The sequence below is a fragment of the Tabrizicola sp. genome, assembly GCF_051645465.1.
In the GTDB taxonomy this organism is placed as follows: Bacteria; Pseudomonadota; Alphaproteobacteria; order Rhodobacterales; family Rhodobacteraceae; genus Tabrizicola.
In genome coordinates this window covers 13786-38767 of sequence record NZ_JBOFBI010000121.1, presented here as the reverse complement: position 1 = coordinate 38767, position 24982 = coordinate 13786, and the positions used below count along the sequence as shown (strand labels likewise).

The window sequence follows — 24982 nt, the reverse complement described above, 5'->3', positions numbered from 1 at the left end:
GGGACAGAGCGCGGGGCAGAACCTTCAAACGGAGCCGGGCAGAGCCAGCACGGCAAAGAGCAGCACGAAAAGCGCGGCAAGACCGACGAGATCCTCCAACGCACCGCGAGAGGTGTTCGAGAACAGGGTCTTCATGGCGTCTTTCATCGCGTCCTCCATGCTTGTTGCTTATTTGTTCTCATACTTCATTAGCCTTGTAAAGAACTTTTTAAGAACATTCGCGAACACAGAGTGACCAACGGCGAATCGGCCCGCGAAGACCGACCGAAGGGAAGGATGAGCTTTGCCTCAACCGACGTTCATCAATCGGATCGCGCGGTCCTGATCCATCAGCCAAAGAAGCGCCCGCGCCGCCTGCCCCCGTGGGCCCTGCAGCTCCGGATCATCATGCAGAAGCTTCCGCGCGTCGCTCTGCGCCAGCGCCATCAGCGAAGCCTGCCGCTCCAAGTCGGCCACGCGGAACTTCGGCAGTCCGGACTGCGCCGTGCCGATCAGATCGCCCGCCCCCCGCATCGCCAAATCCTCCTCGGCGATGCGGAACCCGTCTTCAGTGTCGCGGATCGTGGTCAGCCGCCGGGCCCCCGTCTCGTTCAATGGCGGCTGGTACATCAGGAGGCAGGTCGAGGCTGCCTCGCCCCGCCCAACCCGTCCCCGAAGCTGGTGAAGCTGCGCAAGGCCGAAGCTCTCCGCCTGCTCGATCACCATGATCGTCGCATTGGGCACGTTCACCCCGACCTCGATCACCGTCGTCGCGACCAGGACCGAGGTCTCGCCGCCCACGAACCGCGCCATGGCCGCATCCTTTTCCGCGGGCGGGAGCTGACCGTGAACAAGCCCTACCCGGTCGCCTAAAGCCGCGCGCAGATGCCGGAACCGCTCTTCGGCGCTGGCGTAGTCCACCACTTCGGATTCCTCGACCAGAGGGCAGACCCAATAGGCCTGCCGCCCCTCAGCAACGGCTTTCCGCAGATGGTCTACCACCTCGTCCAGCCGCTCGGTCGACACCATCGCCGTCCGGATCGGCTTTCGCCCGGCGGGCTTTTCGTCAAGGATCGAGACATCCATGTCGCCATGGGTCGCAAGGGCCAGGCTGCGGGGGATGGGCGTGGCCGTCATCACCAGCACATCTGCCGCCTCGCCCTTTGCGCCAAGCTCCATCCGCTGGGCCACGCCGAAGCGGTGCTGTTCGTCTACGACAGCAAGGCGAAGGTCCTGGAATTCCACGTCTTTCTGGAAAACCGCATGGGTCCCGACGAGGATCGGGATCCGCCCCATGGCCAGATCCTCCAGCTTCATTGCCCGGTCCGCCCCCCGATCGCGGCCGGTGAGCAGCTCCAGCCGCACCCCTGCGGCCCGGGCGAGCGGTGCCAGCCCCTCGAAATGCTGCCGGGCGAGGATTTCGGTCGGCGCCATCATCACGCCCTGCCCGCCGCTTTCGACCGCGATGAGAAGCGCCTGAAAGGCGACAAGCGTCTTGCCGGCCCCCACGTCGCCCTGCAGAAGCCGGTTCATCCGCAGGGGCTGGGCCATGTCAGCCTCGATCTCCGCGACTGCCCTGATCTGAGCGCCGGTGGGCTGATAAGGCAGGCTTTCCAATACCTTGGCGCGCAAAGCTCCATCGCCCCGCGTCTCGATCCCCTTGCCGCGCCGGATGCGGGACCGCGCAATCGACAGGGTCAGCTGATGCGCGAAAAGCTCATCATAGGCCAGGCGCTGCCGCGCTGGATGCGTAAAGACAAGGCCGCCCGCCCCGTCGGGCGCATGGGCTGCCTTCAGTGCTGCTGCCCAGTCCGGCCAGCCTTCCCGTTTCTTCAAGCCCGCGTCGATCCACTCTGTCATCTCAGGAAGCCGCGTCAGCGCCCCGGCCACCGCTTTGCCCACGACCCGCTGCGTCAGGCCCGCTGTCAGTGGATAGACCGGCTCATAGGCGGGGATTTCTGCGGCTTCCTCGGGCCGGAGCACGTGATCGGGATGCACCATCTGCGCGATGCCGTCAAAAAGCTCGACCTTGCCCGAGACGATGCGCCTTTGTCCGGTCGGCAGAAGCCGCTGCAAAGCCTCGGCGCGGGCATGGAAATAGACCAGCAGGAACTCCACCCGTTTGTCGCGGACGTGCACGCGGTACGGCCCGCCTTTCCGGCGTGGGGGCACGTGCTGGCCAACCTCAACCTCAACCGTCAGGGTGGCGGGTGGCACGACGTCGCGGACCGACGCCCTGAGCTCGCGGTCAACGCCGGAGTGCGGCAGGATGTACAGGAGGTCCTTCGGCCTGGTGACGCCAAGCCCCTCGAACGCCTTTGCGGCTTTCGGCCCGACGCCCGGCAGCGTCTCAAGCTCCGCATAAAGCGGGAACAGGGCCTCGGGGCGGCTCATCCGCCGATCAGCCGGAGCCAGGCATCCTCGTCGATCATCTGGACACCGAGCCGTTCCGCATCCTTGGCCTTTGAGCCTGCTCCGGGGCCGGCGATGACCAGATCGGTCTTGGCGCTGACCGACCCAGCAACTTTCGCGCCAAGCGCTTCGGCCCGTGCTTTTGCCTCGGCCCTGGTCATCTTTTCCAGCGTTCCGGTGAAGACGACGGTCTTGCCCGCGACCGGGGAATCCGTTGCCGCCGCCGCTACTGGCAATACGGTCAAGTGACTGATCAGCCGATTGACTTCGGCGCGCTCGGCATTTGCGGGATGCAGCGCGTCGACCAGGGCCCGTGCGCTGACCTCGCCTATCCCGTCGATTGCGGTCAGCTCGTCCCATGCGTCGCCATGGAAGTTCTGTGCCTCATCGACAGCGCGAACGAACGCCTCCCAGGTGGCGTAGTGCCGGGCCAAAAGGCTTGAGGACGTCTCGCCGATGTGCCGTATCCCGAGCGAAAAGATCAGCCGGTCAAGCGGAATGGTCCGCTTCGCTTCGATCGCGGCAAAGAGCTTGCCTGCCGACACTTCGCCGAAGCCATCGCGATTCTTGAGCCTCTGCAATGGGTTGGCGGCGTCTCTTTCTGCAAGGGTGAAGATGTCTGCGGGGGTTTTGACCGGAAGGGTTTCGTCACGGAAGAACAGTTCAACCTGTTTCGCGCCAAGCCCCTCGATGTCGAAGGCGTTCCGGCTGACGAAGTGCTTCAGCCGCTCTACCGCCTGCGCCGGGCAGATGAGCCCCCCCGTACAGCGGCGGACCGAGTCGCCTTCCTCGCGGTGGGCGGGGCTGCTGCATTCAGGGCATAGCTCAGGGAAAACATAGGGTTGCGCACCGGGCTTGCGGCGCGACAGGTCAACATCTGCGACCTTCGGGATCACGTCACCAGCCCGGTAGACCTGCACCCAGTCGCCAACCCGGATGTCCTTGCCGCCCCGGATCGTCTCGCCGCGGCTGTCGCGTCCAGCGATATAGTCTTCGTTGTGCAGTGTCGCATTGCTGACGACGACACCGCCCACCGTCACCGGTTGCAACCGCGCGACGGGCGAAAGCGCGCCGGTCCGACCGACCTGGATGTCGATCCCCAGAAGCTCGGTCCAGGCGAGCTCGGCCGGGAATTTGTGGGCAATCGCCCAGCGGGGGGTGGAGGAGCGGAAGCCGAGCCGCGCCTGCAGGCCAAGGTCGTTCACTTTGTAGACGACCCCGTCGATGTCATAGCCAAGGGTTGCCCGCTGGGTTTCGATCTGGCGGTAGCGCGCCAGAAGCGCCTCTGGCCCGTCGCAGAGGGCGGTCAGGGGATTTGTGTGAAATCCCAAGGCTTTGAGACGTCCGATTGCTTCGAACTGCGTGTGAGCGAGCGGTTTTGACACCTCACCCCAGGCGTAGGCGAAAAAGCGCAGCGGTCGGCTGGCGGTGATCGAGGCATCGAGCTGCCGGAGCGACCCCGCCGCCGCGTTCCGTGGGTTGGCGAAGGTCTTTTCCTCGGCCGCCGCCGCACGCGCGTTCAGCGCCGCGAAGTCGGCGTGGCTCATGTAGACCTCGCCCCTGACCTCCAGCACTTCCGGCGCACCGGTCAGGCGTTGGGGAATGTCTGTGATGGTGCGGGCGTTGTCGGTGACGTTTTCGCCAACCTCTCCGTCGCCCCTGGTCGCGGCCTGGACCAGTTGGCCGCCCTCATAGCGGAGCGACAGCGAGAGCCCGTCGATCTTCGGTTCGGCGGTGTAGGAGATTCCGCCGGCATGCCCCAGGAACTTCCGGACCCGGTCATCGAAGTCCGTGATCTCCTCGGCCGCGAAGGCGTTTTCCAGGGACAGCATCCGCACCCGGTGGGCAACCTTGCCGAAACCATCGGCAACCGTCGCACCCACCTGATCCGAGGGCGAATCCGCCCGCTTCAACCCAGGGAACCGCGCCTCGATTGCCGCATTCCGCCGCTTCAGCGCGTCGTAGTCGGCATCCGAAATCTCGGGCGCGTCGAGCGTGTGATAGGCGGTGTTGGCCGCAGCAATCGCTTCGGCCAGCCGCGCAAGTTCGGCTTTCGCCTCGGCTTCCGTCAGTGCCTCAACCGGCTTCTCCGCCATTCCCGCCGCCCCCCAAAGCTCTGTGCCAAAGGTTAGGCGGCAGGCCCGCGAAGGTAAAGATCAGGCACTTACTGCCAGCCGTGGGACGCCCGCGGTCGGATCGCGCAGAACGTAGCCGCGGCCCCACACGGTTTCGATATGGTTCTCTCCGCCCGTCGCTTCCGCAAGTTTCTTGCGAAGCTTGCAGATGAAGACATCGATGATCTTCAGCTCTGGCTCGTCCATCCCGCCGTAGAGATGGTTCAGGAACATCTCCTTGGTCAGCGTCGTACCCTTGCGGAGAGAAAGCAGTTCCAGCATCTGGTATTCCTTGCCGGTCAGATGCACCGTCTTGCCTTCGACATCGACGGTCTTCGCGTCCAGGTTCACCGCAACACGACCGGTCTTGATGATCGACTGGCTGTGGCCTTTCGAGCGGCGGATGATCGCATGAATACGCGCCACCAGTTCTTCCCGGTGAAAAGGCTTTGTCAGGTAGTCGTCCGCCCCGAAGCCAAAGCCCTTGAGCTTGCTCTCGGTGTCGTCGGCGCCCGACAGGATCAGGATGGGCGTCGTCACCCGCGCCTGGCGGACCTGACGCAGGACCTCATGCCCGCTCATGTCGGGCAGGTTCAGGTCCAGAAGGATCAGGTCGTAGTCATAGAGTTTAGCGAGATCGATCCCGTCTTCGCCCATGTCCGTGCAGTAGACGTTCAGGTTCGCATGGGTCAGCATCAGTTCAATGCTGCGCGAGGTCGTCGGGTCGTCCTCAACAAGCAGAATACGCATTCAGTAACTCCACTCCGGTGTTCATCGTTAACGACTTAACCGGTCAATGGTTAACCGAATGTTACTAAGCCTATGCGGGAGTGAGAAACAACTTAAAGTTGTCTGTATTTCTGGATCGCTGTGACTTTCAGGCCATCATCGCCGTGCTTTGCCACCGCCGTCCGCCAAAGCCCGAACTCTTCATCCGAAAGGCCATACCGCTCCAGCGCGTCCTTCTCCGAGATCAGACCATAGACCACCGCCTTGACCACGATCGCCTTGCGGCTGGCCACCCAGCGTCTCGTGTCGGCAGCCGGCAGATCCGCCCGGCTGAGAATGCTGCCATCCGGCAAGGTTACCTGCCGCGGCCCGTCCACACGTTTGAGAAACATCATCGTTCCCTCATTGATTTCGGGCAGAATGTCCCATCAGGCTTAATCAATCCTGAAACAGGGGATTGAGAGTGCACAGCATTTTCATATATTGCCCATCATTCCCGTAACCCGGACAATCCGATGCCGCGCGACGCCGCACTGAACTCACTCGGCCTGCCGAAACCCCCGTCCGAAACGCGGGTCGTCGTCGCCATGTCCGGGGGTGTCGATTCCAGTGTCGTGGCCGCGATGCTGGCCGAGGAAGGCTATGACGTCGTGGGCGTCACGCTGCAGCTGTACGATCACGGGGCGGCGCTGGCCAAGAAAGGTGCCTGCTGCGCGGGCCGCGACATCCATGACGCCCGCCGTGTGGCCGAAACCATGGGCTTTCCGCATTACGTGCTCGACTACGAAAACACCTTCCGCGAGGCGGTGATCGAGGAATTCGCCGACGCCTATCTGGCGGGTGCGACGCCCGTTCCCTGCATCCGCTGCAACGAACGGGTGAAGTTCAAGGACCTTCTGGCCACGGCCAAGGACCTTGAGGCCGATTGCATGGCGACCGGGCATTACATCCAGCGGAAACTTGGGAGCCATGGCCCCGAGCTGCATCAGGCCGCCGACCCTGCGCGCGACCAGAGCTATTTCCTGTTCTCGACGACACCGGATCAGCTGTCCTACCTGCGCTTCCCGCTTGGCCATCTTGCATCGAAAGCCGAGACCCGCGCGCTGGCCGCGAAGTACGGGCTGCCTGTCGCCGACAAACCCGACAGCCAGGACATCTGCTTCGTTCCGAACGGCAACTATGCGGCTGTGATCGAAAAGCTCCGCCCAGGTGCTGCCGACCCCGGCCAGATCGTCGACCTTGACGGCAACGTCCTGGGTGAGCACCGGGGCGTGATCCACTACACCATCGGCCAGCGGAAAGGCTTGGGCATCGGGGGGCTTGAAGAGCCGCTTTACGTGCTCCGCCTTGACCCGGCGACACGGCAGGTCATCGTCGGCCCGAAAGAGGCGCTGTCGACCCGGATCATCCCGGTGAAAGAGATCAACTGGCTGGGCGATGCCGCCTTTGACAGTCAGCCGGAATGGCATCTGAAGGTCAAAGTCCGCTCGACCCGCCCGCCGCGCGAGGCGATCATCCGCCCGACGGGTGCCACGACCGCCGAAGTGGAACTGCTTGCCCCGGAAGACGGGGTGAGCGCGGGCCAAGCTTGCGTCTTCTATGCCCCCGACGGCTCGCGCATTTTCGGTGGCGGCTGGATCTGGAAAGGAACCTACTCGTGAAAGCTCTTATGCTGGCGGGCCTGCTCGCCCTTCCCCTTCCCGCGCTGGCCGAAACGCGCGAGGAGAGGGTGGCCGTCGCCAAGGAATATGTCGAGCTTGCGCTGCAAGGCTTCGACATGTCGGCGATGATCGAGACGATGTATCAGCCGGTCCTGCAACAGGTCGCGGCGGGTGGGCAGACGCTTAGCGAAGACCAGGTTGGCCAAATCCGCCAGCTTTACCTCGACACCTTCACCGAGCCGATGAACAAGCTCATGCGTGATCAGTCCCAGATCATGGCCGACATGATGACGCTTGCAGAGCTTACCGCGCTGCGCGATTTCTACGCGACGCCCGAGGGTCGTTCGGTGATGGCGAAGCTGCCCCAGCTGACCGCCGCACAGCAGCCGGGGATCATGGCCCTGATCAACGAAAACATGAGCACGCTCATGCCGAAGGTCCTTGCGATCATCAATGGCGAGGCACCGCCCGCAGCGCCGACGACGCAACCTTGACCCGAAGTCCGGGACGGCCATGACCCGGCCGTCCCGCCTTAGAGATACAGATCAGGCCACGAGGTCTTCGTCGCCTGGCAGGGCGAACAGGTCCTCCGAGACAAGATTGCCGCCCAGCGTGTAGTTCACGAGGTCGGTCATCCTGAACCGCCCGCCCGAGCCAAGCTTCGGCACGAAGCTCGGGTCCTGCACCAGGTACGAAGCCTTGTCCTTCATCATCAGCGCCACAAACGTGCGCGCCACGACGGCTGCGCCTACGCCCGCAAGCCGTGCGCCGCCGGTCCGAACTTCGCCTTCCCGCAGGCAGTAGAACCAGAGCGGCGCCGGCCCGCTGCCGACCTTCGCGCCGTTCGTGGTCCAGATCTGGGCTTCGGTCAGGGCGGGGATGCGCAGGTGGCAGGCGAGGGACTGGCCCGAGGGCAGGTTCATGTCGATCCCGCGCTGCAGGTTGCGCGAGGCGAGCGAGCGGCGCTTGCCGACCAGAGTGTCGCCCTGGGGGATGACCCCGGTGGGCAATTGCAGAAGGACTGTCGAGATCAGCGTGTCGACCTTCTTGCTGGCCTGCGCCGGAAGGCCTTGGCCGCCGGGACCGAAGAAGAAGGCCCAGTCGACCAGAAGCTCCGGCGGGACCGGACGGAAGCCACGCAGGTCGCCTGTGCCAAAGGCCGCGTCCGCATCACCGGGAAAGAGCGCCGCCCCACGTCCCGCCCCGACCAGATAGCCTGGCCGCACCTGGCTGTGGCCGAACCGATAGGCCGCAACGCTGAATTCGACCGGCATGAACGCGTGTTCGGTCGGAAACTCGTAAGTCGGCGAGGCAATCTCTGCCTCGGCGCGCGTGGTGCCTACGATCCGCGGCAGGAATTCGTTCATCACCAGCCACTGATAATGCCAGCGCACGAAGGTCTGTGCCGCCTCGAACCGGGCCCGGCCATGCGGCATGTCGGCGAACTCGGTATCGTAGACCTTGTTGTGGAACTTGATGAACAGAAGATGCAGTTGCGAGATCAGGATGTTCTCGTCGTTTCTCGGATCGCCGATGATCGCACGGCCCTGCGCGTTGCGCTGCAGATCGGTGCCATCGGCCGAGATCAGAAGCTTGCCGCCCTGGGGTTGGTCGTAAAGATAGGGCTGAACGGCCGGGCCAAGCCCGTAGATCGAATCGAGTTCAAGCGCGGGCGTGCGGAAGTTCGTCGTTCCGTCCACATCGACCTGACGCTCAAGGATCGAGGTGATGTCGAGCGTTAGGTCGTGGTCGATGAACTGGCCAAGGAAGGTATAGCCCGCCCTGATGCGAGCGTTGTTCTGGGTGGTATCGTTCGGGGGCGGGTTGCCGCCGTCCATCGGGCCCCCAACCGCACCAAGATCGTCCGGCCCCGGCGTGAAGGACTTCAGTCCGCGCAACCAGGGGAACATGCGACCGAACCGGCCGGGCTCGTTGAAGCGACTGCGGGGGATCTGCGGTTCACGATAGTTGAATCCGTGCATGGAAAAGCTCCATTTGAATGGGTGATGGAAAAAGCTGCGAAAAACGGGTCTAGAAACACGCCCCGAAAAATGGGACATCGCAACAATACCACGCTCACCGTCAAAATTGTGTCAATTTCGGCTACGGGTGCGGTCGTGAGTCCCCTTTGGGCGTGTTTTCCCGCTCCAGCGCCGCCAAAACCGACCGCGCCGCGCGGAGGCCTGGTGGCTCTCCACCCCGTCCCAGCCGCTCCATCGTCAGTGCCATGGCCAGGTTTTGCGCAGAACTGTCCTTCAGCAGCGCCTCGAGCGCGGGGGCGATGTTCTCGGGCCGACAGGCTGGTCCCAGGAACTCCGGCACGACGCGCGTTTCGCTGACAAGGTTCACCAGCGTCACCGTATCGATCAGCGCCGCCCGCCGCATGAGCCACCAGCTGACGGGGTGCATGTCATAGGCGATCACCATCGGGCAGCCAACCGCCGCGAGTTCCAGCGACACCGTGCCGGATGCCGCGAGCGCCAGGTCTGCAGCCGCAAAGGCTCCGCGTTTCCGACCCGCGTCTTCGATGATCTCGGGTCGGACCGGCCAGCTTCTGGTCAAGTCGTTGACGAGCGCCGCCACGCCCCGGACGGTTGGCAAAGCCACCCGCAACCCCGGATGACCGGCCTGCAGGCGACCGACGACATCACCGAATACTGGGGCGAGGCGGCGGACTTCGCTTTGCCGCGAGCCCGGCAGTACCAGAATGAGCGGTCCCTCGCCCCGAAATGCGGCCACTTCCTCGGCCGAGGCCAAAGGTTCGGCCACGACCGGGTGACCGACGAAATCGCACGTCATGCCAGTGGCGGTCATGTAGGGCGGCTCGAACGGCAGAAGGGCCAGCACATGATCGATGACCCGGGCCATCTTCGCGGCCCGGCCCGGTCGCCAGGCCCAGACGGACGGAGCAACGTAGTGGATCGTCCGGAACCCCGGTCGGGCGGCCTTTACCAGCTTCGCGACCCGCAGGCAGAAATCAGGCGAGTCGATGGTGACAAGCGCGGTGGCGCCGCTCGCCAGCGCCGCCTCGGCGGCCTCGCGGATGCGGCGCTTCAGGTGCAGGTACTTGGGGAGTACCTCGGCGATCCCCATCACCGAAAGCTCTTCCATGGGGAAAAGGCTGGTCATTCCCTCGGCCTGCATCAGCGGCCCGCCGACACCTGCAAACTCCACGTTCGGCGAAAGTGTCTTGAGCCCCGCCATCAGCGCGGCCCCCAAACGATCGCCCGACGGCTCACCCGCGATCAGGAAGAGCTTCACGGTCGGACCCCACGATCCGCGAAGAGCGAGCGCAGCGACACGATGAGCCGCCACGCTCGCATCAGCCGCGTGCCCAAAGGAAAAGCCCCAGTTCCCCAGCCAGGGCCTTCATCCTCGCCAGATCGAGACAGATCACCTCTCCCGCCTGAAATGCCACGCCCCCAAGCCCCGCCGCCGCAACATGGCGGATGCTGTCCGGCCCCAAGGTCGGCAGGTCGATCCGCCGGTCCTGCCCAGGTTTCGCAGCCTTGTAGAAGACCCCCCGCCCCCGCGCGGGATCGGGCCGAAGACCCGGAGGCAGCGCCGCAACCGATGCCAGCATCGCATCCGTTCCCGGCAACGCCTCGACGGCCAGGCAGGCGCCTTGGGCCACCACCGCCCCCTGCCCCACATCAACTGCCCCGAGTGCCGCGACAATCGCCGCAGCCCTTGCGGCATCCGCCGTATCCTGTGGGGTCACGGTTCCGGCCAGCACCCCGGCTTTGGGCATCAGGTCGGGCGCGATGTCCTCAACCCCCGCGACCGCAAACCCGGCCTCTTCGAAAATCTCGAGAACCGCGCGCAGCGTTGCATCGTCGCCGGCCGCCATTGCCTGCATCAGCCTGGGCAACATCGCCGCGGTGCCCTCATCGAGAAGCGCCGGATCAAGCCTTGGCCGGGTGACGGCCCCGGCAAAGACCACCTGGGTGATGCCGTCTCGCGTCAGTGCCCGCAGGAACGGCACCAGCCGCTCGACCCGGAAGCTCAGGTCAACCGAAAGGCCTTCGGGTGCGAAACCCTCCATCGCCGCGACCAGGGGCCGCTCTGGCATTGCTTCGGACAGGGCCAGCGGCAAGCCACCCTGCCCGGCGATAAGGGCCGTCCTCACCGCCCGCCCTTCGGGGTCAGGAAGCTCCGGTCCGACTTCGACAGGATAAAGTCCGCAATCTCGCGGACGAGAGGGTTGTCGCTTTCCTCTGCCAGCTTCCGCGCCCGGTCGAGGAAACTCCCCTCCTCCTGCGCCAGCGTCTGGTAGGCCGCCCGAAGCGCCGTGATCCCGGCCCGGTCGACCCCCCGGCGCTTCAACCCCACAAGGTTCAGCCCGTCGAGCTCGCCCCGAGGCGCCTGCACAAGCCCGTAGGGAATGACGTCATTGGTCACCATCGTGACCGCGCCAATGATCGCGCCCTGCCCGATCCGCACCCATTGATGGACGCCCGAAAGACCACCCACGATGACATCGTCGCCGAGGACGCAATGCCCGGCAATGGCCACGTCGTTTACAAGGATCACCCGGTCCCCGATCTGCGCGTCATGCCCCACATGCGCCCCGGTCATGATCAGTACATCGTCGCCAACCCGGGTCACGCCGCCGCCGCCTTCGGTTCCGGTGTTGAGCGTGGCGCCTTCGCGGATCCGGCAGCGCTTGCCCACGATCAGCCGGGTGTGTTCGCCCACATACTTCAGATCCTGCGGCACCTCGCCGACCGTGGCGAACGGAAAGATCACCGTATCCTCGCCGACTTCGGTCCAGCCGGTCACGACCACATGGCTTTTCAGCTCCACGCGCGCACCAAGCGTGACCTCGGCGCCTACAACCGAGAACGGCCCGATCCTGCAGCCCTCGCCGATCACCGCGCCGGGTTCGACCACGGCCGAGGCATGCACTTGGGCTGTAGAGTGAATGCTCATGCTTTCGGAACGTCGAACATCGCCATGAAGGTGGCCTCGCAGGCCAGCTCGCCGTCGACCTTTGCGTGCCCCTCGAACTTCCAGACCCGACCGCCGCCACGAAGCGCACGCACGTGAAGCTCCAGCACATCGCCCGGCACCACCTTGCGGCGGAATTTCACCCCATCGACCCCCATGAAGAACACGTTGGCGTTCTTGTCGACCAGATCCATCGACAGCCCGACCAGCACGCCCGAGGTCTGCGCCATCGCCTCGATGATCATCACGCCAGGAAAGATCGGCATTCCGGGGAAATGCCCCTGGAACTGCGGCTCGTTCAGGGTGATGCATTTGATGCCAACGCAGGATTCGTTGATGACGACATCCCGCACCTTGTCGATCAGCAGGAACGGATAGCGGTGCGGGATGATCCGCTGGATCAGCTCCAGATCGGCGGTTTTTGTCACGGCTGTATCCATTGTGCTGACCCTTCCCCTCAAAACGACACACGACTTTCCGGTCTAGCTAGCAAGTCGTACCCTGGGAGACAAGTTCGCGCACGAGCCTTATGGTGTTGGCGGGTCGGGATCGGCCAGCGCCGCATCGACCTTGGCAATCGCCTCATCCGTGATATCGATCGCAGACAGCGACAGAATGACCGTGCTCTTGTTCAGAATGACCAAGGCCTGCTTCTCGCTCATGAGCTCGCCCAGGACCGGCACGGCCACCTTAAGGAAGTCTTGGCGGTCCTTTTCCCGGCCTTCGGTAACCGCACGGGTCTTTGCATCCTGCTCTGCCCGGATACGCTCGACCTTGGCATCGAACTCGTCGGCTTTCGCTGCGAACTCCTCGGGCGGCAGTGATTTGCGAAGCTCGGTCAGCGACAGCTCCTCTGCGACAAGCTCGGCCTCGATCCGCTTGTTTTCCTGTTCCAGCGCTTCGGTCGCCACCCGCAGACGCTCCAGAGCGGCTTGTCCGAAGGCGGATTCCACGAAGAACCGATCCTGATCCAAAGTCAGGATCGGTGTTGCCGCGTCCTGGGCAAGGGACGATGTGGCAAAGACCGCGATCGCGGCGGCTGACAGGGCCAGTTGACCGGCGCGCCAGAGCGTGCGCCCCGGTCGCATCTCAGAACCTGGTCGACACGGTCAGGTCGAAGCTCTGATCCTTGTCGTAGTCTTCCTTCTTCAGCGCATGGCTGAAGTTGAAGCGCAAAGGCCCGATGGGAGTATCCCAGAACACCGACAACCCGATCGAGGCGCGCGGGATGAAGCTGTCGTCGACCGCGCCGCCACCGTCGTTATCCAGGCTCCAGACCGAACCCACGTCGAGGAAAGCGCCGCCCGTTATGCCGTACTCTTCGGGCAGGCCAAGCGGGAAGTCGGCTTCAAACCGCGCCACCACAAAGAGGTTCCCGCCAAGCGCATCCTGTTCAGGCGTCGAAAGATCGCGCGGGCCGATCCCGTTCGGCTCAAAGCCGCGAATCTTGCCGTTGCCGAAGAAGCGGTCGGTCACCCGGGTGACATTCCCGCCAAGCGACGTGACCGCTCCGCCTTCGAAGATGGCCCGCAACGTGACTTCCTCATTCAGGACCTTCGTCTCGGCCAGCGCAAGGGCCGTGGTCTTTATGTACTCGGTGTCGCCACCCAGCCCCGCATAGTCCTGACCGAAGCGCAGCAAAATCCCGCCCTTCGGATTCAAGCCGGTGATCCGCGTGTCATACTCATAGGTGTAGCCAAGCGACACCGTGGTAAGCGCACCCTGCGCGACTTCGGAGGAGATGATCGCCGAAGTGCCGGTGTAGTTGAAAAGCTTGTCTTCCGAGATCCCTACCCGCAGGTCGAGCGAGGACTGCTCGCCCAACGGGAAACCAATCCCGGTTGAAAAACCGATGTTGCGCGTGTCATAGACCGAGAAGTCGGACTCGGACGTCCGATAGAACCCACCAACCGTGAAGCTGAGGTCCCGACCGAGCAGAGCAGGCTCGGTGAAACTGAAGCTGGAATTCTGGTTCGACGAAGCGGTCGAGATCGCCAAAGACAGCCTCTGCCCGCGGCCGAGGAAGTTCGTCTCGGAAAACCCGATGTTGAACCCCGCGCCGCTGGCGACCGAATAGCTCAAACCAAAGCTCAAGGACCCGGTCGGCTGCTCTTCGACATCGACGTTCACGACCACCTGATCGGGACCCGAGCCCTGATCGGCATTGACCTGCGCGTCGGCAAAGAAGCCAAGGGCACGGATACGCTCGGCGGACTGGCGGATTTCGCGCGGGTTGAAGGGGTCGCCCTCGACCGTGCGGAACTGGCGCCGGATCACCTGGTCGAGCGTCGTCGTGTTGCCCTCGATGTCGATCCTTTCGACAAAGACCTTCTCGCCCCGGACGATCGCAAACTCGATGTCGACCGCCTGCCCCCGTTCGTCCCGGGTGATCCGCGGCTCGACCCGGATGAAGTTCAGGCCTTTCCTCAGGGCCAGATTCTCCATCCGCGTGATGTTGTTGTCGATGAGAAGCGGGTTATAGGTCTGCCCGGTGCGGATTTTCTGCACCGCCTCGAACTCGGCGGCGTCCAGCCCCTCGACTTCCGAAACCGTTGTGATCTTGCCTATCGTGAAGGGCAGGCCTTCGCGCACGGTGAACGTCACGAAGGTTGCATCGCGCTCGCGGCTGACCTCGGCGCTCGCGTCCAGCACCTGAAAATCGATGTACCCGCGCGACCGGTAGAACTCGGTCAAAACCTGCTTGTCCACTTCCAGCCGCTCGGCCACGAACGTATCGCGCTGGATGAGGTTGCGCAGGAACCCAGCCTGTTTCGTCTCCAGCACCTGCCGCAGACGACGGTCGGAAAACGCCTTGTTGCCGACGAAGGACAGCCGCTCGATCTCGACCACGCGGCCCTCGGTCACTTCGAACACCAGATCTACCCGGTTGCCCGAGCGGCGGATGATCTTCGGCGTCACCGTCGCTGCCAGCCGTCCGGCAACCCGGTACGCCTCGGCCATCGCCGCAGCATCCGCTTCCGCGAGGCTTGGCGAATAGATCCGGCGCGACTGCGACTGGATCAGTTCCAGGAGCCGTTCGTCCTTCAGCCGCTTGTTGCCTTCAACGCTGATCACATTGACGATGGGGTATTCGACGACCCGGATCAGCAGCGTCGAACCCTGCGGGATCAGTTCAACCGTCTCGAAGAGACCCGAGTTCAGAATGCGCTGGTAGGCGTCGTTCAGAGCGCCTGCCGTGACCTCTTCCCCCCGGCTGATTCCGGCATAGTTGAGGATCGTCGCGCTATCGACGCGCTCATTGCCTTCGATGGTCACGTTCGAAAACGAAAAGACCTGCGCATAGGCTGGCATCAGGAACGGTTGCGAAACCGTTGCGGCGCCGATGAAAATCGCGGTGGCCAAGAGACGAGCCCTTGATGTTGCCCTGAACGACCGCCCCTTGGCCGCGCTTTGGGTCATCCGCATTTTGCATCCTCGCCGTATTTCTTGTTACCGGATTGACTATCGGGAAAGGCAAGCTTTGTCAAAAGCCTGCGGTCCCTGTGGATAAGTTTCCAACATGTTGTGGTAACAGGGCAAAGACCGCAGGTAAGGCTTTGCTGACCTTGCGCCCGTCCAGGCTTTTCAGGCGCACATCAGATCGCGGCTTAAAGCAAAGATCATCAGCGACAGGACTACTGTAAGCCCGACAGTCATAAGCACGCCCAAAACACGCTCGGAAGGTTTGCGCCGCGTCACCGCTTCGTATGCGTGGAACATCAGATGACCACCGTCGAGAACGGGGATAGGGAACAGATTTATGATGCCGATGCCCAGCGAAAGCGCCGCAAGCACAGCGATCAACGTCTCCACGCCAATGCGCGCCGCATCGCCGATAGTCTTTGCCATCCCGATCGCGCCCGACAGTCCGCACGTGCTGATGAGGCCCTGGATCATCTTCTTGAGACCCTCGAAACTTGCCTCGGCGGTCCGCCACATGTTCTGGCCCGCAACTGAAACGGCATCCCAGGGTCCCGCCGCACGAAGCCCGGGCTCGAAAACCAGTCCGCTCCCCAGACCCAAAAGGTAACGCTCGGTCAGTTCCCCGGTTTTGTTGTCTGGCGCGACGCGCAATCTGGGCGTCAGCGACAGGTCAAAAGTCTTCCCGTCACGCCAGATCGTCAGAGGCACCGGTTTTCCCCCGCTTGACGTCACGATCTGTACCAACTGGTCGAAATCCTTGATGTCCTGCCCCCCGGCCTTGAGCACGATGTCACCGATCATGATACCGGCATCCAACGCTGCCGATCGAATCGACACTTCGGCTACGATCACCGCTTGGGGATGTGGCCCGCTCACTGACACCTCTTCAGCTCCGCGTCGCACTGTGTAGACAACAGTTGCCTTGCCCAACAAGCCTTCGGAAACCAAGCCAAAGCTCTCCCAATCCGGCGTCTTTTGGCCGTCTAGGGCGAGAATGACATCCCCCTCCTTCAGGCTTTCGCCGACGGCCGGCAGCGCCCGCATCTTGCCGACGGAAGGGGTTTCATTCACGACGCCCATTGCCAGTGTCAGACCGGCAAACAGCGCGAAAGAAAGGATGAAGTTCGCCAGCGGCCCGGCAAAAACCGTGGCCGAGCGGGCCCAGAGCGGTGCCCCCGCCATCGTGTGCCGCCGCTCTGCCGCGGACAGGCCCGAGACGTCTGTGGACCGCACCGAAGACGCATCGGCATCGCCCAGGAATTTCACATAACCGCCGAAGGGAATCGCCGCGATCTGCCAGCGGGTTCCGCGGCGGTCGGTGCGGCTCCACAGGACCGGACCGAAGCCGACGGAGAACACTTCCGAGTGAATCCCAGTCCAGCGGCCCACGATGTAGTGCCCGTATTCGTGCACGAAGACGATGATCGAAAGCCCGACGATGAAGAAAAGCACAGTCCAGGCCGTACCGCCCAATGCCGCAACCAAGGCTTCCATCTACCGCTCTCCTGCCATGCCGCGCGCGACTTCGCCCGCTCTTACCCGTGCGAGATGGTCCATTGCCAGCACATCCTCAAGGCAGATGTTTGTCTTTTCGTCGCCAAGTTCCGCATCCAGGGCTTCAAGCGCCGTTTCGACCACGCCGGACATGTCCATGAAGCCGATCCCCCCAGCCAGGAAATGGTCCAGCGCCACCTCCTTCGCCGCATTGAACGCCGCGCCCGCAAGACCCCGACGAGCCATCACGACGCGCGCGAGCCGCAGGGCAGGATAGCGCGCAAGATCCGGAGCCCGGAAGGTCAGCGTGGCGATCTGCGCAAGGTCCAGCCGCGCCACCGGGAGCGCCTGACGGTCCGGCCAGTTCAAGGCGTAACCGATGGAATGGCGCATGTCGGGCGCCCCCATATGCGCCATGATCGCGCCGTCACGGAACCCCACCATCGAATGGATCAGGCTTTCGGGATGCAGGATCACTTCGATCTGCTCTGGCGCGATCCCGAAGAACTCACGCGTTTCAATGACTTCCAGCGCCTTGTTGAACATGCTGGCCGAATCGATGGTGATCCGCTGCCCCATCGCCCAGTTCGGATGCGCCATCGCCTCCTGCACTGTCGCCCGCGCCAGTGCCTCCAGCGGCCAGTCCCTGAGCGCGCCGCCCGAAGCTGTCAGGATGATCCGCTCGACCGCCCCGATATCTTCGCCCACCAGCGCCTGGAAGATCGCCGAATGCTCACTGTCGACCGGCAGGATCCGTGCGCCATGCGCCGCGGCCTCGGTCATCAGCAAAGGCCCCGCCGTGACAAGGCTTTCCTTGTTGGCCAGCGCCAGCGTCCGCCCGTGCCGCAGCGCCCGGAACCCCGGCACCAGACCCGCGGCGCCGACAATCGCGCTCATCACCCAGTCGGCGGGCCGATCCGCCGCTTCGGCAATCGCCCCCGCCCCTGCCGCCGCAGCAACGCCCGATCCTGCCAACCGCTCGCGCAGTTCCGCAAGCCCGGCGTCATCCGCGCAGATCGCGATCTCTGCCCGCAGCTCGCGCGCCATCTCGGCCAGCCGCGCCACGTTCCGGCCTCCGGTCAGCGCCACCACGCGAAACGCGTTGGCACCCCCGGCCCGCAGCAGAAGATCGACCGTCTGCTCGCCGACCGACCCGGTCGCGCCGAAGATCGAGATGCTCCGCACCCCTCAGCCTCCGAACAACGTCGACACGGGTGCCACAAGGCCAAGTGCCATGACGGCAACCACAGCACCGATCAGCGCATCGAACCGGTCCAGAACGCCGCCATGGCCGGGGATGAGGTTCGAGGCATCCTTCACCCCCGCCCGCCGCTTGACCCAGCTTTCCGCGATATCCCCCATCTGCCCGGCAAAGGCCACCAGCGCGGACAAAGGCACCAAAAGCCAGTCCGCACCTTGGAAAACCACATACCCAACGCCCACCAAAGCCGCGCCAAGCCAGCCAACTACGGTACCTGACCAGGTCTTCTTCGGGCTGACCGCAGGCCAGAACTTCGGCCCGCCAAGCATCCGGCCCGCGAAGTAGCCCAGCACGTCCGAGGCCACGACCACCGCCACCAGCCACAGGATCGCGGGCGTCCCCGCCCCGAAGCGCAAGGTGACAAGCCCGTAGCCCGCGAGCATGATCGCAAGCGCATAGGCCCCCGCCAGCCGCCGGTCGTGCCTTGTCGTCGCCAGAAGCATGAGCGTCGGCGCCATCAGGAAAAGGGCGGCAATGTCCGTTCGCAGCACCAGCGCCAGCATCAGCGCGACCCCGGCCGCGGCCGCCAATACCATGGGCGACCGTTGCCGGCTCGGAGCCGTCATGCTTGCTAGTTCCCAGATCATCACCGCCGTCAGCGCGACAACCAGTGCCGCGAACGCAGTGCCGCCCAGCCAGATTTCCAGAGCGCCCACCGCCACCATGACGGCCGCCGACAGAATGCGCGTCCGAAGGTCCGCCCACTTTCCTGCAGGAGCAGGCCCGGGATCCGTCACCGCAGGACCCCGCCAAACCGCCGCTCGCGGTTGGAAAAGCGCTGGAGGATCGCGGCCAGCTCTTCCGGGGTGAAATCGGGCCAGAGCGTTTCGGTGAATTCGTATTCCGAGTAGGCCGCCTGCCAGGGCAGGAAGTTCGAGGTCCGCGTCTCGCCACTTGTCCGGACGACAAGATCCGGGTCCGGCAGCCCGCCGGTGTCCAGCCGATCCGAGAACGCCGCCTCGGTCACGTGCTTCGGGTCCAGGATACCCTCGGCCGCTGCTTCAGCGACTCGGCGCGCCGCCCGAACGATTTCGTCCCGCCCGCCATAGTTGACGGCCACGGTGAGGTTGAGAAGATCAAGGCCCGCAGTCCGCGCCTCGATTCCCGCCATCAGGCGCTGGAGCTTCGGGTCCAGCCGCGAACGGTCGCCGATGAAGCGCATCCGCACGCCCGCCTTGGCCAGTCGGTCTGCCTCACGCTCGATGTAGCGGGCAAAGATGGCCATCAGGCCAAGTACTTCCTCGGTCGACCGCTTCCAGTTCTCGGTCGAGAACGCATAAAGCGTCAGCCACTTGATCCCAAGATCCGGGGCCGCGCGCACGATCTCGCGCACCCGCTCGACGCCCTTGCGGTGGCCCACAAGCCTGGCCCAGCCGCGCTGCGTCGCCCACCGGCCATTGCCATCCATGATGATAGCCAGATGGTTCACCGACCGAAGGGCAGGTTCCATCCGCAGGTCTTTCGACAAAAGCTACTCTCCCGCCAGCAGGTCAGACCTGCATGATCTCCTGCTGTTTGGCCTCAAGCGCCCTGTCGACGGCGGCAATCGCCTTGTCGGTCAGTTCCTGCACTTCGTCAGACCAGAACTTCTGATCGTCTTCGCCCATGCCTTGCGTCTTCGCCCGCTTGATCTGGTCCATTCCGTCGCGCCGCACGTTGCGAATCGCAACTTTCGCGCTTTCGGCATAGTGGGCCGCAACTTTGGTTAATTCGCGGCGGCGCTCTTCGTTCAGCTCCGGGATCGGCAGCCGGATCAGCGGGCCGTCGGTAACGGGATTGATCCCGATGCCGCTTTCGCGGATCGCCTTCTCGACCTTGCCCACCATCGCCTTGTCCCAGACATTGATCACCACCATCCGCGGCTCGGGCACGTTCACTGTGCCAAGCTGGTTGATCGGCGTCATCTGGCCGTAAGCCTCCACCTGAATCGGCTCAACGATCGAGGCCGAGGCGCGGCCAGTGCGAAGGCTGGCAAATTCGGCACGCAAGGAAGACAGCGCGCCATCCATGCGGCGCTGAATGGCATCAGTGTCGATTTCAAGATCGTCAGACATGCGTTCGCTTCATAGCCCGGGGGCAAAACTGCCCGTTTCCAGGCTTCCTATGCCGCAAGACTGTGCGAAAGTACAGGCTGTGCCAATGCCCCCTGTCGCCCCACGATCAGCGCCGGCCTACCGCACACCCGGCGTCAGGCACTGCCCATGACCGTCGCTCCTTGAAATGCATTGAAAGAAAGCGGGCCTGCGGCAGAAAACCTGCCGACCCGAAGCGCATGATACACCAAGACGGGTGTCGCCTTGCGTCAGGCTTCCATAAAAACCGCGGCGTTGAAACGGCTTGCAGCCTTACCCCTGAACGCGGGTATAGGTTCCCTGCCCCGCCAGGATCCCCCGGAAACCGCCGGGTTCATCCAGGCTGAAGACAATGATCGGCAGATCGTTGTCGCGGGCCAAGGCAATTGCGGTCGCGTCCATCACGCCCAGGTGCTTCTCGAGGACCTCGTCATAGGTCACATGATCATAACGCTTTGCATCCGCGTGCTTTTTCGGGTCCTTGTCATAGACCCCGTCCACCTTTGTCCCCTTGAAGATCGCCTGGCAGGCCATCTCCGAGGCCCGCAGCGTGGCCGCCGTATCGGTCGTGAAGTACGGGTTTCCAGTCCCGGCTGCAAAAATGCAGACCCGCTTCTTCTCCAGGTGGCGGACAGCCCGGCGACGGATATAGGGTTCGCAGACCTGATCCATCGGGATTGCGCTGATGACACGGGTATAAATCCCGATCGTCTCCAGGGCCGACTGCATCGCCAGCGCGTTCATCACGGTTGCGAGCATCCCCATGTAGTCGGCAGTCGTCCGCTCCATCCCCTGGGCGCTGCCCTGCAAGCCCCGGAAGATATTGCCGCCCCCGATGACCATGCAGATCTCGACCCCCAGCTCGTGGACCGATTTCACTTCCTGCGCGATCCGCGCGACGGTCGGGGGGTGCAGGCCATAGCCCTGATCCCCCATGAGCGCTTCGCCCGATATCTTCAGCATGACGCGGGTGTACTTCGTGACCGCAGCCGTGGCTTCGGTGGCTTTGTCGGACATGACACCCCCTGTATTTCGTTTTCTCGTTGGACTAGGCCGCAAAATGTCGCAAAACCGCGGGAGGTTCAACCGGGGATCGGGCGGTAGCGGCGATGAAACTCGACAGCATCTCGCGCGAAGCGCCGGTGCTTATCGCCGGGCCCACGGCTGGTGGAAAATCCGCCCTGGCGATGGAGCTTGCCGCGCGTGACAACCGGCTGATCGTCAACGCCGATGCGCTGCAGGTCTATGCGAACTGGCGCATCCTGACTGCCCGCCCCTCGCTGGAAGACGAAGCCGCCGCTCCGCACGCCCTTTACGGCCATGTCGCGCGGGATCAGCCCTATTCGGTCGGCCACTGGCTCCGCGAAGTAGCTCCGCTTCTGGCCCGGCCCGTCGTGATCGTCGGCGGAACCGGCTTGAATTTCAACGCCTTGACCCGTGGCCTCGCCGAGGTCCCCGATGTCCCCCCCGAAATCCGCGCCGAGGCAGACGCCCGCATGCAGACCGGGGGACGCGAGGCCCTTCTTGCCGAGCTTGACCCCGCCACCGCCACCCGTATCGACCAACAGAACCCCGTCCGCGTCCAGCGCGCTTGGGAGGTCCTGCGCGCGACAGGCCGGGGCCTTGCCGCCTGGCAGGACCTGACCCCGCCTCCCCTCCTTTCGATCAAAGACAGCGAAGCCCTTGTTCTTGTTCCCGACGTTGCCTGGCTCAACGCCCGCATAGACCAGCGCTTCGCCGCGATGATGGCGGCGGGCGCCCTGGACGAGGTCCGGGCGAACCTTCCCGGATGGGACCCGAAACGTCCTTCCGCCAAGGCAATCGGGGGGCCGGAACTCATTGCCCATCTCAAGGGGGAAATGACGCTGGATGACGCGGTAACGGCCGCCACACTCGCCAGCCGCCAGTACGCCAAACGCCAGCGAACCTGGTTCAGATCGAACATGAAGGACTGGAGACAGCTTTCCCTTCCATAACCGGACGTTGCGGCCCGAAGCTTCAGCAGATTCACGCTTGTCCACAGACTTATGCACAGAAAAACACAACATTCGTGGGTAACTCACCCCTACCGTCGCGAATTTCGCTTGGGTTGCCGGTCCGGCACTGCTTTACTTCGTCAGCCAGCGCCTCTCCCAAAGGATCTGCCCCATCATGCTGAAGCCCGCGCCCGTGTCCCAGTTGCGTCTTGTGGCGATTCCCCGCCTCGCCTCCGGTGGCCGCTGGCGGGTCGAGGCGATGCGTTCGCTCTCGGAACCTTGCCTCTTGTGGTTCACCAAAGGCCAGGGCCGCATCACGATATCGGGGGTGACGCGCGGCTACACGGCACATAATGCGGTCTTCATCCCGCCAGGCGTCATGCATGGCTTCGAGGCAGGCTCTCAGGTTTTCGGTACCGCCGTCTTCTTCGGCCGCGATCCCACGGTCGTCTTGCCGAAGTCGCCGCTCCACCTGCGCATCCGGGAAGTCCACGCCCAGCATGAAGTCAACATCCTGCTTGATTCGATTCTACGTGAGCTTGAAAGCGACACCCCCGCCCATGATCGCGCGACCGAGGCCTATGTCGGCCTTCTTGGCGTCTGGCTTGAACGCCAGTCCCGCAAGGCAGACCCGCTGGAAGGCCCGCGCCTGGATGCGACGCGCCGCCTTGTGGCCCGCTACACCGCACTTCTGGAGCGGAACTTCCGCACGGGCATGAATGTGGCTGACTTTGCCGCCGCTCTGGGTGTCACCCCAACCCACCTGACACGCTGCTGCAACACCGCCTGCGGCCGCCCGGCCTCGGCGCTTCTGCAGGATCGGCGGATTTTCGAGGCGCGCAAGCTTCTGGCCGAGACTAGGATCCCGGTTGGCAAGATCGCCGAGCAGCTTGGCTTCAACTCGCCCGCCTACTTCACCCGCGCCTTTCAGCACTTGACCGGCAAGTCGCCCTCGGCTTTCCGCCGCGCCGGCTAGTCGGGAAAGCTGGATTGCGGGCTCAGTTTCGACCGCCCCATGTCGCAAACGCGATGCCATGTGACGAAAGCAGTCGTTGACGTAGCGTCGAAAAAAATGCGCAATAGGTGGGGGGTGCGCAAAGCTCGCAATTGCGACGGCCAACCGGCACAAGGGTCGTGCTGCTCGCGAACATGAGTTGTTGTGTTGCCAAAAACCAAGAGAAAAGTCTGATAGGGAGACGACAATGAAAGACATGATTCAGGCTGCCGATCTGCATCCGGCAGCCAAGATACATGCGGTTGACTTTGCCGATGGCAAAATCGACCGCCGTGAGTTTCTAACCCGGACCACGGCGCTCGGCGTTTCGGCGGTCGCAGCCTACAGCCTCGTCGGGCTGCCCGCCCCCGCCGTCGCACAAGAAGCGAAGGTCGGCGGCGTCCTTCGCGTGGCGATGGAGGTGAGGGGCACCAAGGATCCGCGCCTGGCAGACTGGCCGCAGATCGCCAACGTCTACCGTGGCTGGCTGGAGTACTTGATCCAGTACAACCCCGATGGCAGCTTTGAGGGCCGCCTCCTGGAAAGCTGGGAGACCAATGCCGACGCCACCCAGTACACGCTTAAGGTCCGCCAGGGCGTGACCTGGAACAACGGCGAGCCTTTCACCGCCGATGACGTGGTGCGCAACTTCGCGCGCTGGACCGACGGCAACGTCGAGGGCAACGCGATGGCATCGCGCTTCCCGGGCCTGGTGGACGAAGCCACCAAGACGCTGCGCGAAGGTGCGGTGGTCAAGGTCGACGATGCGACCGTGCAGCTGAACCTGAGCGCCTCGGACATCGCTGTTGTCCCGAACCTCGCCGACTATCCCGCGGCGGTGGTGCACTCGTCGTTCCAGGACGGCCAGGATCCTTCCGCCAACCCGATCGGTACCGGTCCTTATGTGCCGGGCGAGGTCTCGGTTGGTCAGAAAGCGACACTCGTGCGCGCGCCGAACCACACCTGGTGGGGCGGCACTGCACCGCTGGACGAGATCCAGTACATCGACTACGGCACCGACCCTGCCGCGATGGTCGCGCTCTTCTCGTCTGACGAAGTTGACACGAACTACGAATCGGTGGGCGAGTTCATCGATATCCTTGATGGCATGGGGCTGATCAAACAGGAGGTTGTCACCGCATCGACGATCGTCGCGCGGATGAACTCCAGTTCTGACCTCTACAAGGACAAGGCGCTCCGCTCGGCCGTGCAACTCGCAGTCGACCCTGCGGTGGTGCTGGAACTGGGGTACAACAATCTCGGCAAGACCGGCGAAAACCACCACATGTTCCCGATCCATCCGGAGTATCCGACGCTGCCCGCGCAAACCGTCAACCCGGCAGGTCTGGCCGCGGCGATCGAAGCGGCAGGCCTGAAAGACGCCGAGTTCGAGCTCATCTCTCTTGATGACGGCTGGGAGGCAGCAACGACTGCGGCAGTGCAGGCGCAGTTGAAAGACGCCGGCATGAACATCAAGCACACTGTGATGCCGGGCTCGACCTTCTGGAATGACTGGCAGAAGTACCCGTTCTCGTCGACGACCTGGAACCACCGCCCGCTTGCGGTGCAGAACATGTCGCTGGCCTATACATCCACGGGTTCGTGGAACGAAACCGCGATGGCCAACCCTGATTTCGACGCTTTGATGGCCCAGGCGCTGGCGCTGGCAGACGCAGATGCGCGGCGGGAACTTGCGGCGAAGATGGGGGCTATCCTCCAGGAGGAAGGCTACATCATCAACCCGTTCTCGCGCTCGCTGTTCCGCCACCACAAAGAGGGTCTGGTCGGCCTCGAGCAGCACCCGTCGTTCGAGCATCACCACTACAAGTGGTCCTTGGCCTGAGATGCTGAAGCCGCGAGCGGGGAACGAACGCCCCCGCTCGCGAAGACCCGCTAGGCAAATGGGGCGCGGCCCGT

General features: G+C 63.8%; 23 protein-coding genes. 5 read left to right on the top strand and 18 right to left on the bottom strand.

Going from position 1 to position 24982, the window contains the following annotated elements; all coding sequences use genetic code 11:
* Positions 1-24: 24 nt before the first annotated feature.
* The 5 genes from ACRCSW_RS07650 to sciP form a co-directional block, all read right to left on the bottom strand.
* Complete coding sequence (locus ACRCSW_RS07650) at positions 25-147, bottom strand: hypothetical protein (protein ID WP_438703937.1); 123 nt, start codon at positions 145-147, stop codon at positions 25-27.
* 141 nt (positions 148-288) lie between these two features.
* The gene (gene recG, locus ACRCSW_RS07645; protein ID WP_438703935.1) at positions 289-2373 is read right to left on the bottom strand and encodes an ATP-dependent DNA helicase RecG; all 2085 of its coding nucleotides are present in this window, start codon (positions 2371-2373) and stop codon (positions 289-291) included.
* The gene (gene ligA, locus ACRCSW_RS07640; RefSeq protein ID WP_438703933.1) at positions 2370-4487 is read right to left on the bottom strand and encodes an NAD-dependent DNA ligase LigA; all 2118 of its coding nucleotides are present in this window, start codon (positions 4485-4487) and stop codon (positions 2370-2372) included. The genes recG and ligA overlap by 4 nt, the downstream gene beginning before the upstream one ends.
* 60 nt (positions 4488-4547) lie before the next feature.
* Positions 4548-5255 (bottom strand): response regulator transcription factor CtrA, encoded by a 708-nt coding sequence (ctrA, locus tag ACRCSW_RS07635; RefSeq protein WP_438703931.1) that lies wholly within the window; start codon positions 5253-5255, stop codon positions 4548-4550.
* A gap of 92 nt (positions 5256-5347) precedes the next feature.
* Complete coding sequence (sciP, locus tag ACRCSW_RS07630; protein WP_438703969.1) at positions 5348-5626, bottom strand: CtrA inhibitor SciP; 279 nt, start codon at positions 5624-5626, stop codon at positions 5348-5350.
* Between the two features lie 123 nt (positions 5627-5749).
* Between sciP and mnmA the strand changes: the two genes are divergently transcribed.
* Both mnmA and ACRCSW_RS07620 read left to right on the top strand, forming a co-directional pair.
* Entirely contained in the window at positions 5750-6895 is a 1146-nt protein-coding gene (mnmA, locus tag ACRCSW_RS07625; RefSeq protein ID WP_438703929.1) for a tRNA 2-thiouridine(34) synthase MnmA, read from the top strand.
* On the top strand, positions 6892-7389 hold the full coding sequence (locus ACRCSW_RS07620) for a DUF2059 domain-containing protein (protein WP_438703928.1): 498 nt from the start codon (positions 6892-6894) through the stop codon (positions 7387-7389). The genes mnmA and ACRCSW_RS07620 overlap by 4 nt, the downstream gene beginning before the upstream one ends.
* A 51-nt stretch (positions 7390-7440) precedes the next feature.
* Here the strand turns inward: ACRCSW_RS07620 and ACRCSW_RS07615 are convergent, their stop codons facing one another.
* The 13 genes from ACRCSW_RS07615 to pyrH form a co-directional block, all read right to left on the bottom strand.
* Positions 7441-8877: a peroxidase family protein gene (locus ACRCSW_RS07615; RefSeq protein WP_438703926.1), complete on the bottom strand. Its 1437-nt coding sequence runs from the start codon at positions 8875-8877 to the stop codon at positions 7441-7443.
* A gap of 121 nt (positions 8878-8998) precedes the next feature.
* Complete coding sequence (lpxB, locus tag ACRCSW_RS07610; protein WP_438703924.1) at positions 8999-10156, bottom strand: lipid-A-disaccharide synthase; 1158 nt, start codon at positions 10154-10156, stop codon at positions 8999-9001.
* Positions 10157-10217: 61 nt separating this feature from the next.
* Positions 10218-11024 (bottom strand): LpxI family protein, encoded by an 807-nt coding sequence (locus ACRCSW_RS07605; protein ID WP_438703922.1) that lies wholly within the window; start codon positions 11022-11024, stop codon positions 10218-10220.
* On the bottom strand, positions 11021-11827 hold the full coding sequence (gene lpxA, locus ACRCSW_RS07600; RefSeq protein ID WP_438703920.1) for an acyl-ACP--UDP-N-acetylglucosamine O-acyltransferase: 807 nt from the start codon (positions 11825-11827) through the stop codon (positions 11021-11023). Before lpxA ends, ACRCSW_RS07605 begins: the two co-directional genes overlap by 4 nt.
* Positions 11824-12273 carry a 3-hydroxyacyl-ACP dehydratase FabZ gene (gene fabZ, locus ACRCSW_RS07595; protein WP_438703918.1) on the bottom strand — a complete coding sequence of 150 codons (450 nt, stop codon included), beginning with the start codon at positions 12271-12273 and terminating at the stop codon, positions 11824-11826. The genes lpxA and fabZ overlap by 4 nt, the downstream gene beginning before the upstream one ends.
* 99 nt (positions 12274-12372) lie before the next feature.
* A complete protein-coding gene (locus tag ACRCSW_RS07590) occupies positions 12373-12933 on the bottom strand; it encodes an OmpH family outer membrane protein (protein WP_438703917.1) in 561 nt (186 codons plus the stop codon).
* A 1-nt stretch (position 12934) separates the two neighbouring features.
* Positions 12935-15265, bottom strand: coding sequence for an outer membrane protein assembly factor BamA (bamA, locus tag ACRCSW_RS07585; RefSeq protein WP_438703968.1), 2331 nt, complete (start codon positions 15263-15265; stop codon positions 12935-12937).
* Positions 15266-15430: 165 nt separating this feature from the next.
* Complete coding sequence (gene rseP, locus ACRCSW_RS07580; protein ID WP_438703916.1) at positions 15431-16762, bottom strand: RIP metalloprotease RseP; 1332 nt, start codon at positions 16760-16762, stop codon at positions 15431-15433.
* On the bottom strand, positions 16763-17947 hold the full coding sequence (gene dxr / locus ACRCSW_RS07575) for a 1-deoxy-D-xylulose-5-phosphate reductoisomerase (protein WP_438703915.1): 1185 nt from the start codon (positions 17945-17947) through the stop codon (positions 16763-16765).
* 3 nt (positions 17948-17950) lie between these two features.
* Positions 17951-18760 (bottom strand): phosphatidate cytidylyltransferase, encoded by an 810-nt coding sequence (locus ACRCSW_RS07570; protein WP_438703913.1) that lies wholly within the window; start codon positions 18758-18760, stop codon positions 17951-17953.
* Positions 18757-19473: a polyprenyl diphosphate synthase gene (gene uppS / locus ACRCSW_RS07565; protein ID WP_438703912.1), complete on the bottom strand. Its 717-nt coding sequence runs from the start codon at positions 19471-19473 to the stop codon at positions 18757-18759. Before uppS ends, ACRCSW_RS07570 begins: the two co-directional genes overlap by 4 nt.
* A 40-nt stretch (positions 19474-19513) precedes the next feature.
* Complete coding sequence (gene frr, locus ACRCSW_RS07560) at positions 19514-20077, bottom strand: ribosome recycling factor (RefSeq protein ID WP_438703911.1); 564 nt, start codon at positions 20075-20077, stop codon at positions 19514-19516.
* A gap of 291 nt (positions 20078-20368) precedes the next feature.
* Positions 20369-21112, bottom strand: coding sequence for a UMP kinase (gene pyrH, locus ACRCSW_RS07555; protein ID WP_438703909.1), 744 nt, complete (start codon positions 21110-21112; stop codon positions 20369-20371).
* A 92-nt stretch (positions 21113-21204) separates the two neighbouring features.
* Between pyrH and miaA the strand changes: the two genes are divergently transcribed.
* From miaA to ACRCSW_RS07540, 3 genes are all read left to right on the top strand, one after another.
* A complete protein-coding gene (gene miaA, locus ACRCSW_RS07550; RefSeq protein WP_438703907.1) occupies positions 21205-22071 on the top strand; it encodes a tRNA (adenosine(37)-N6)-dimethylallyltransferase MiaA in 867 nt (288 codons plus the stop codon).
* Positions 22072-22246: 175 nt separating this feature from the next.
* On the top strand, positions 22247-23047 hold the full coding sequence (locus ACRCSW_RS07545; RefSeq protein ID WP_438703906.1) for a helix-turn-helix domain-containing protein: 801 nt from the start codon (positions 22247-22249) through the stop codon (positions 23045-23047).
* Positions 23048-23273: 226 nt separating this feature from the next.
* The gene (locus ACRCSW_RS07540) at positions 23274-24908 is read left to right on the top strand and encodes an ABC transporter substrate-binding protein (protein ID WP_438703904.1); all 1635 of its coding nucleotides are present in this window, start codon (positions 23274-23276) and stop codon (positions 24906-24908) included.
* The last annotated feature ends 74 nt before the right edge of the window (positions 24909-24982 follow it).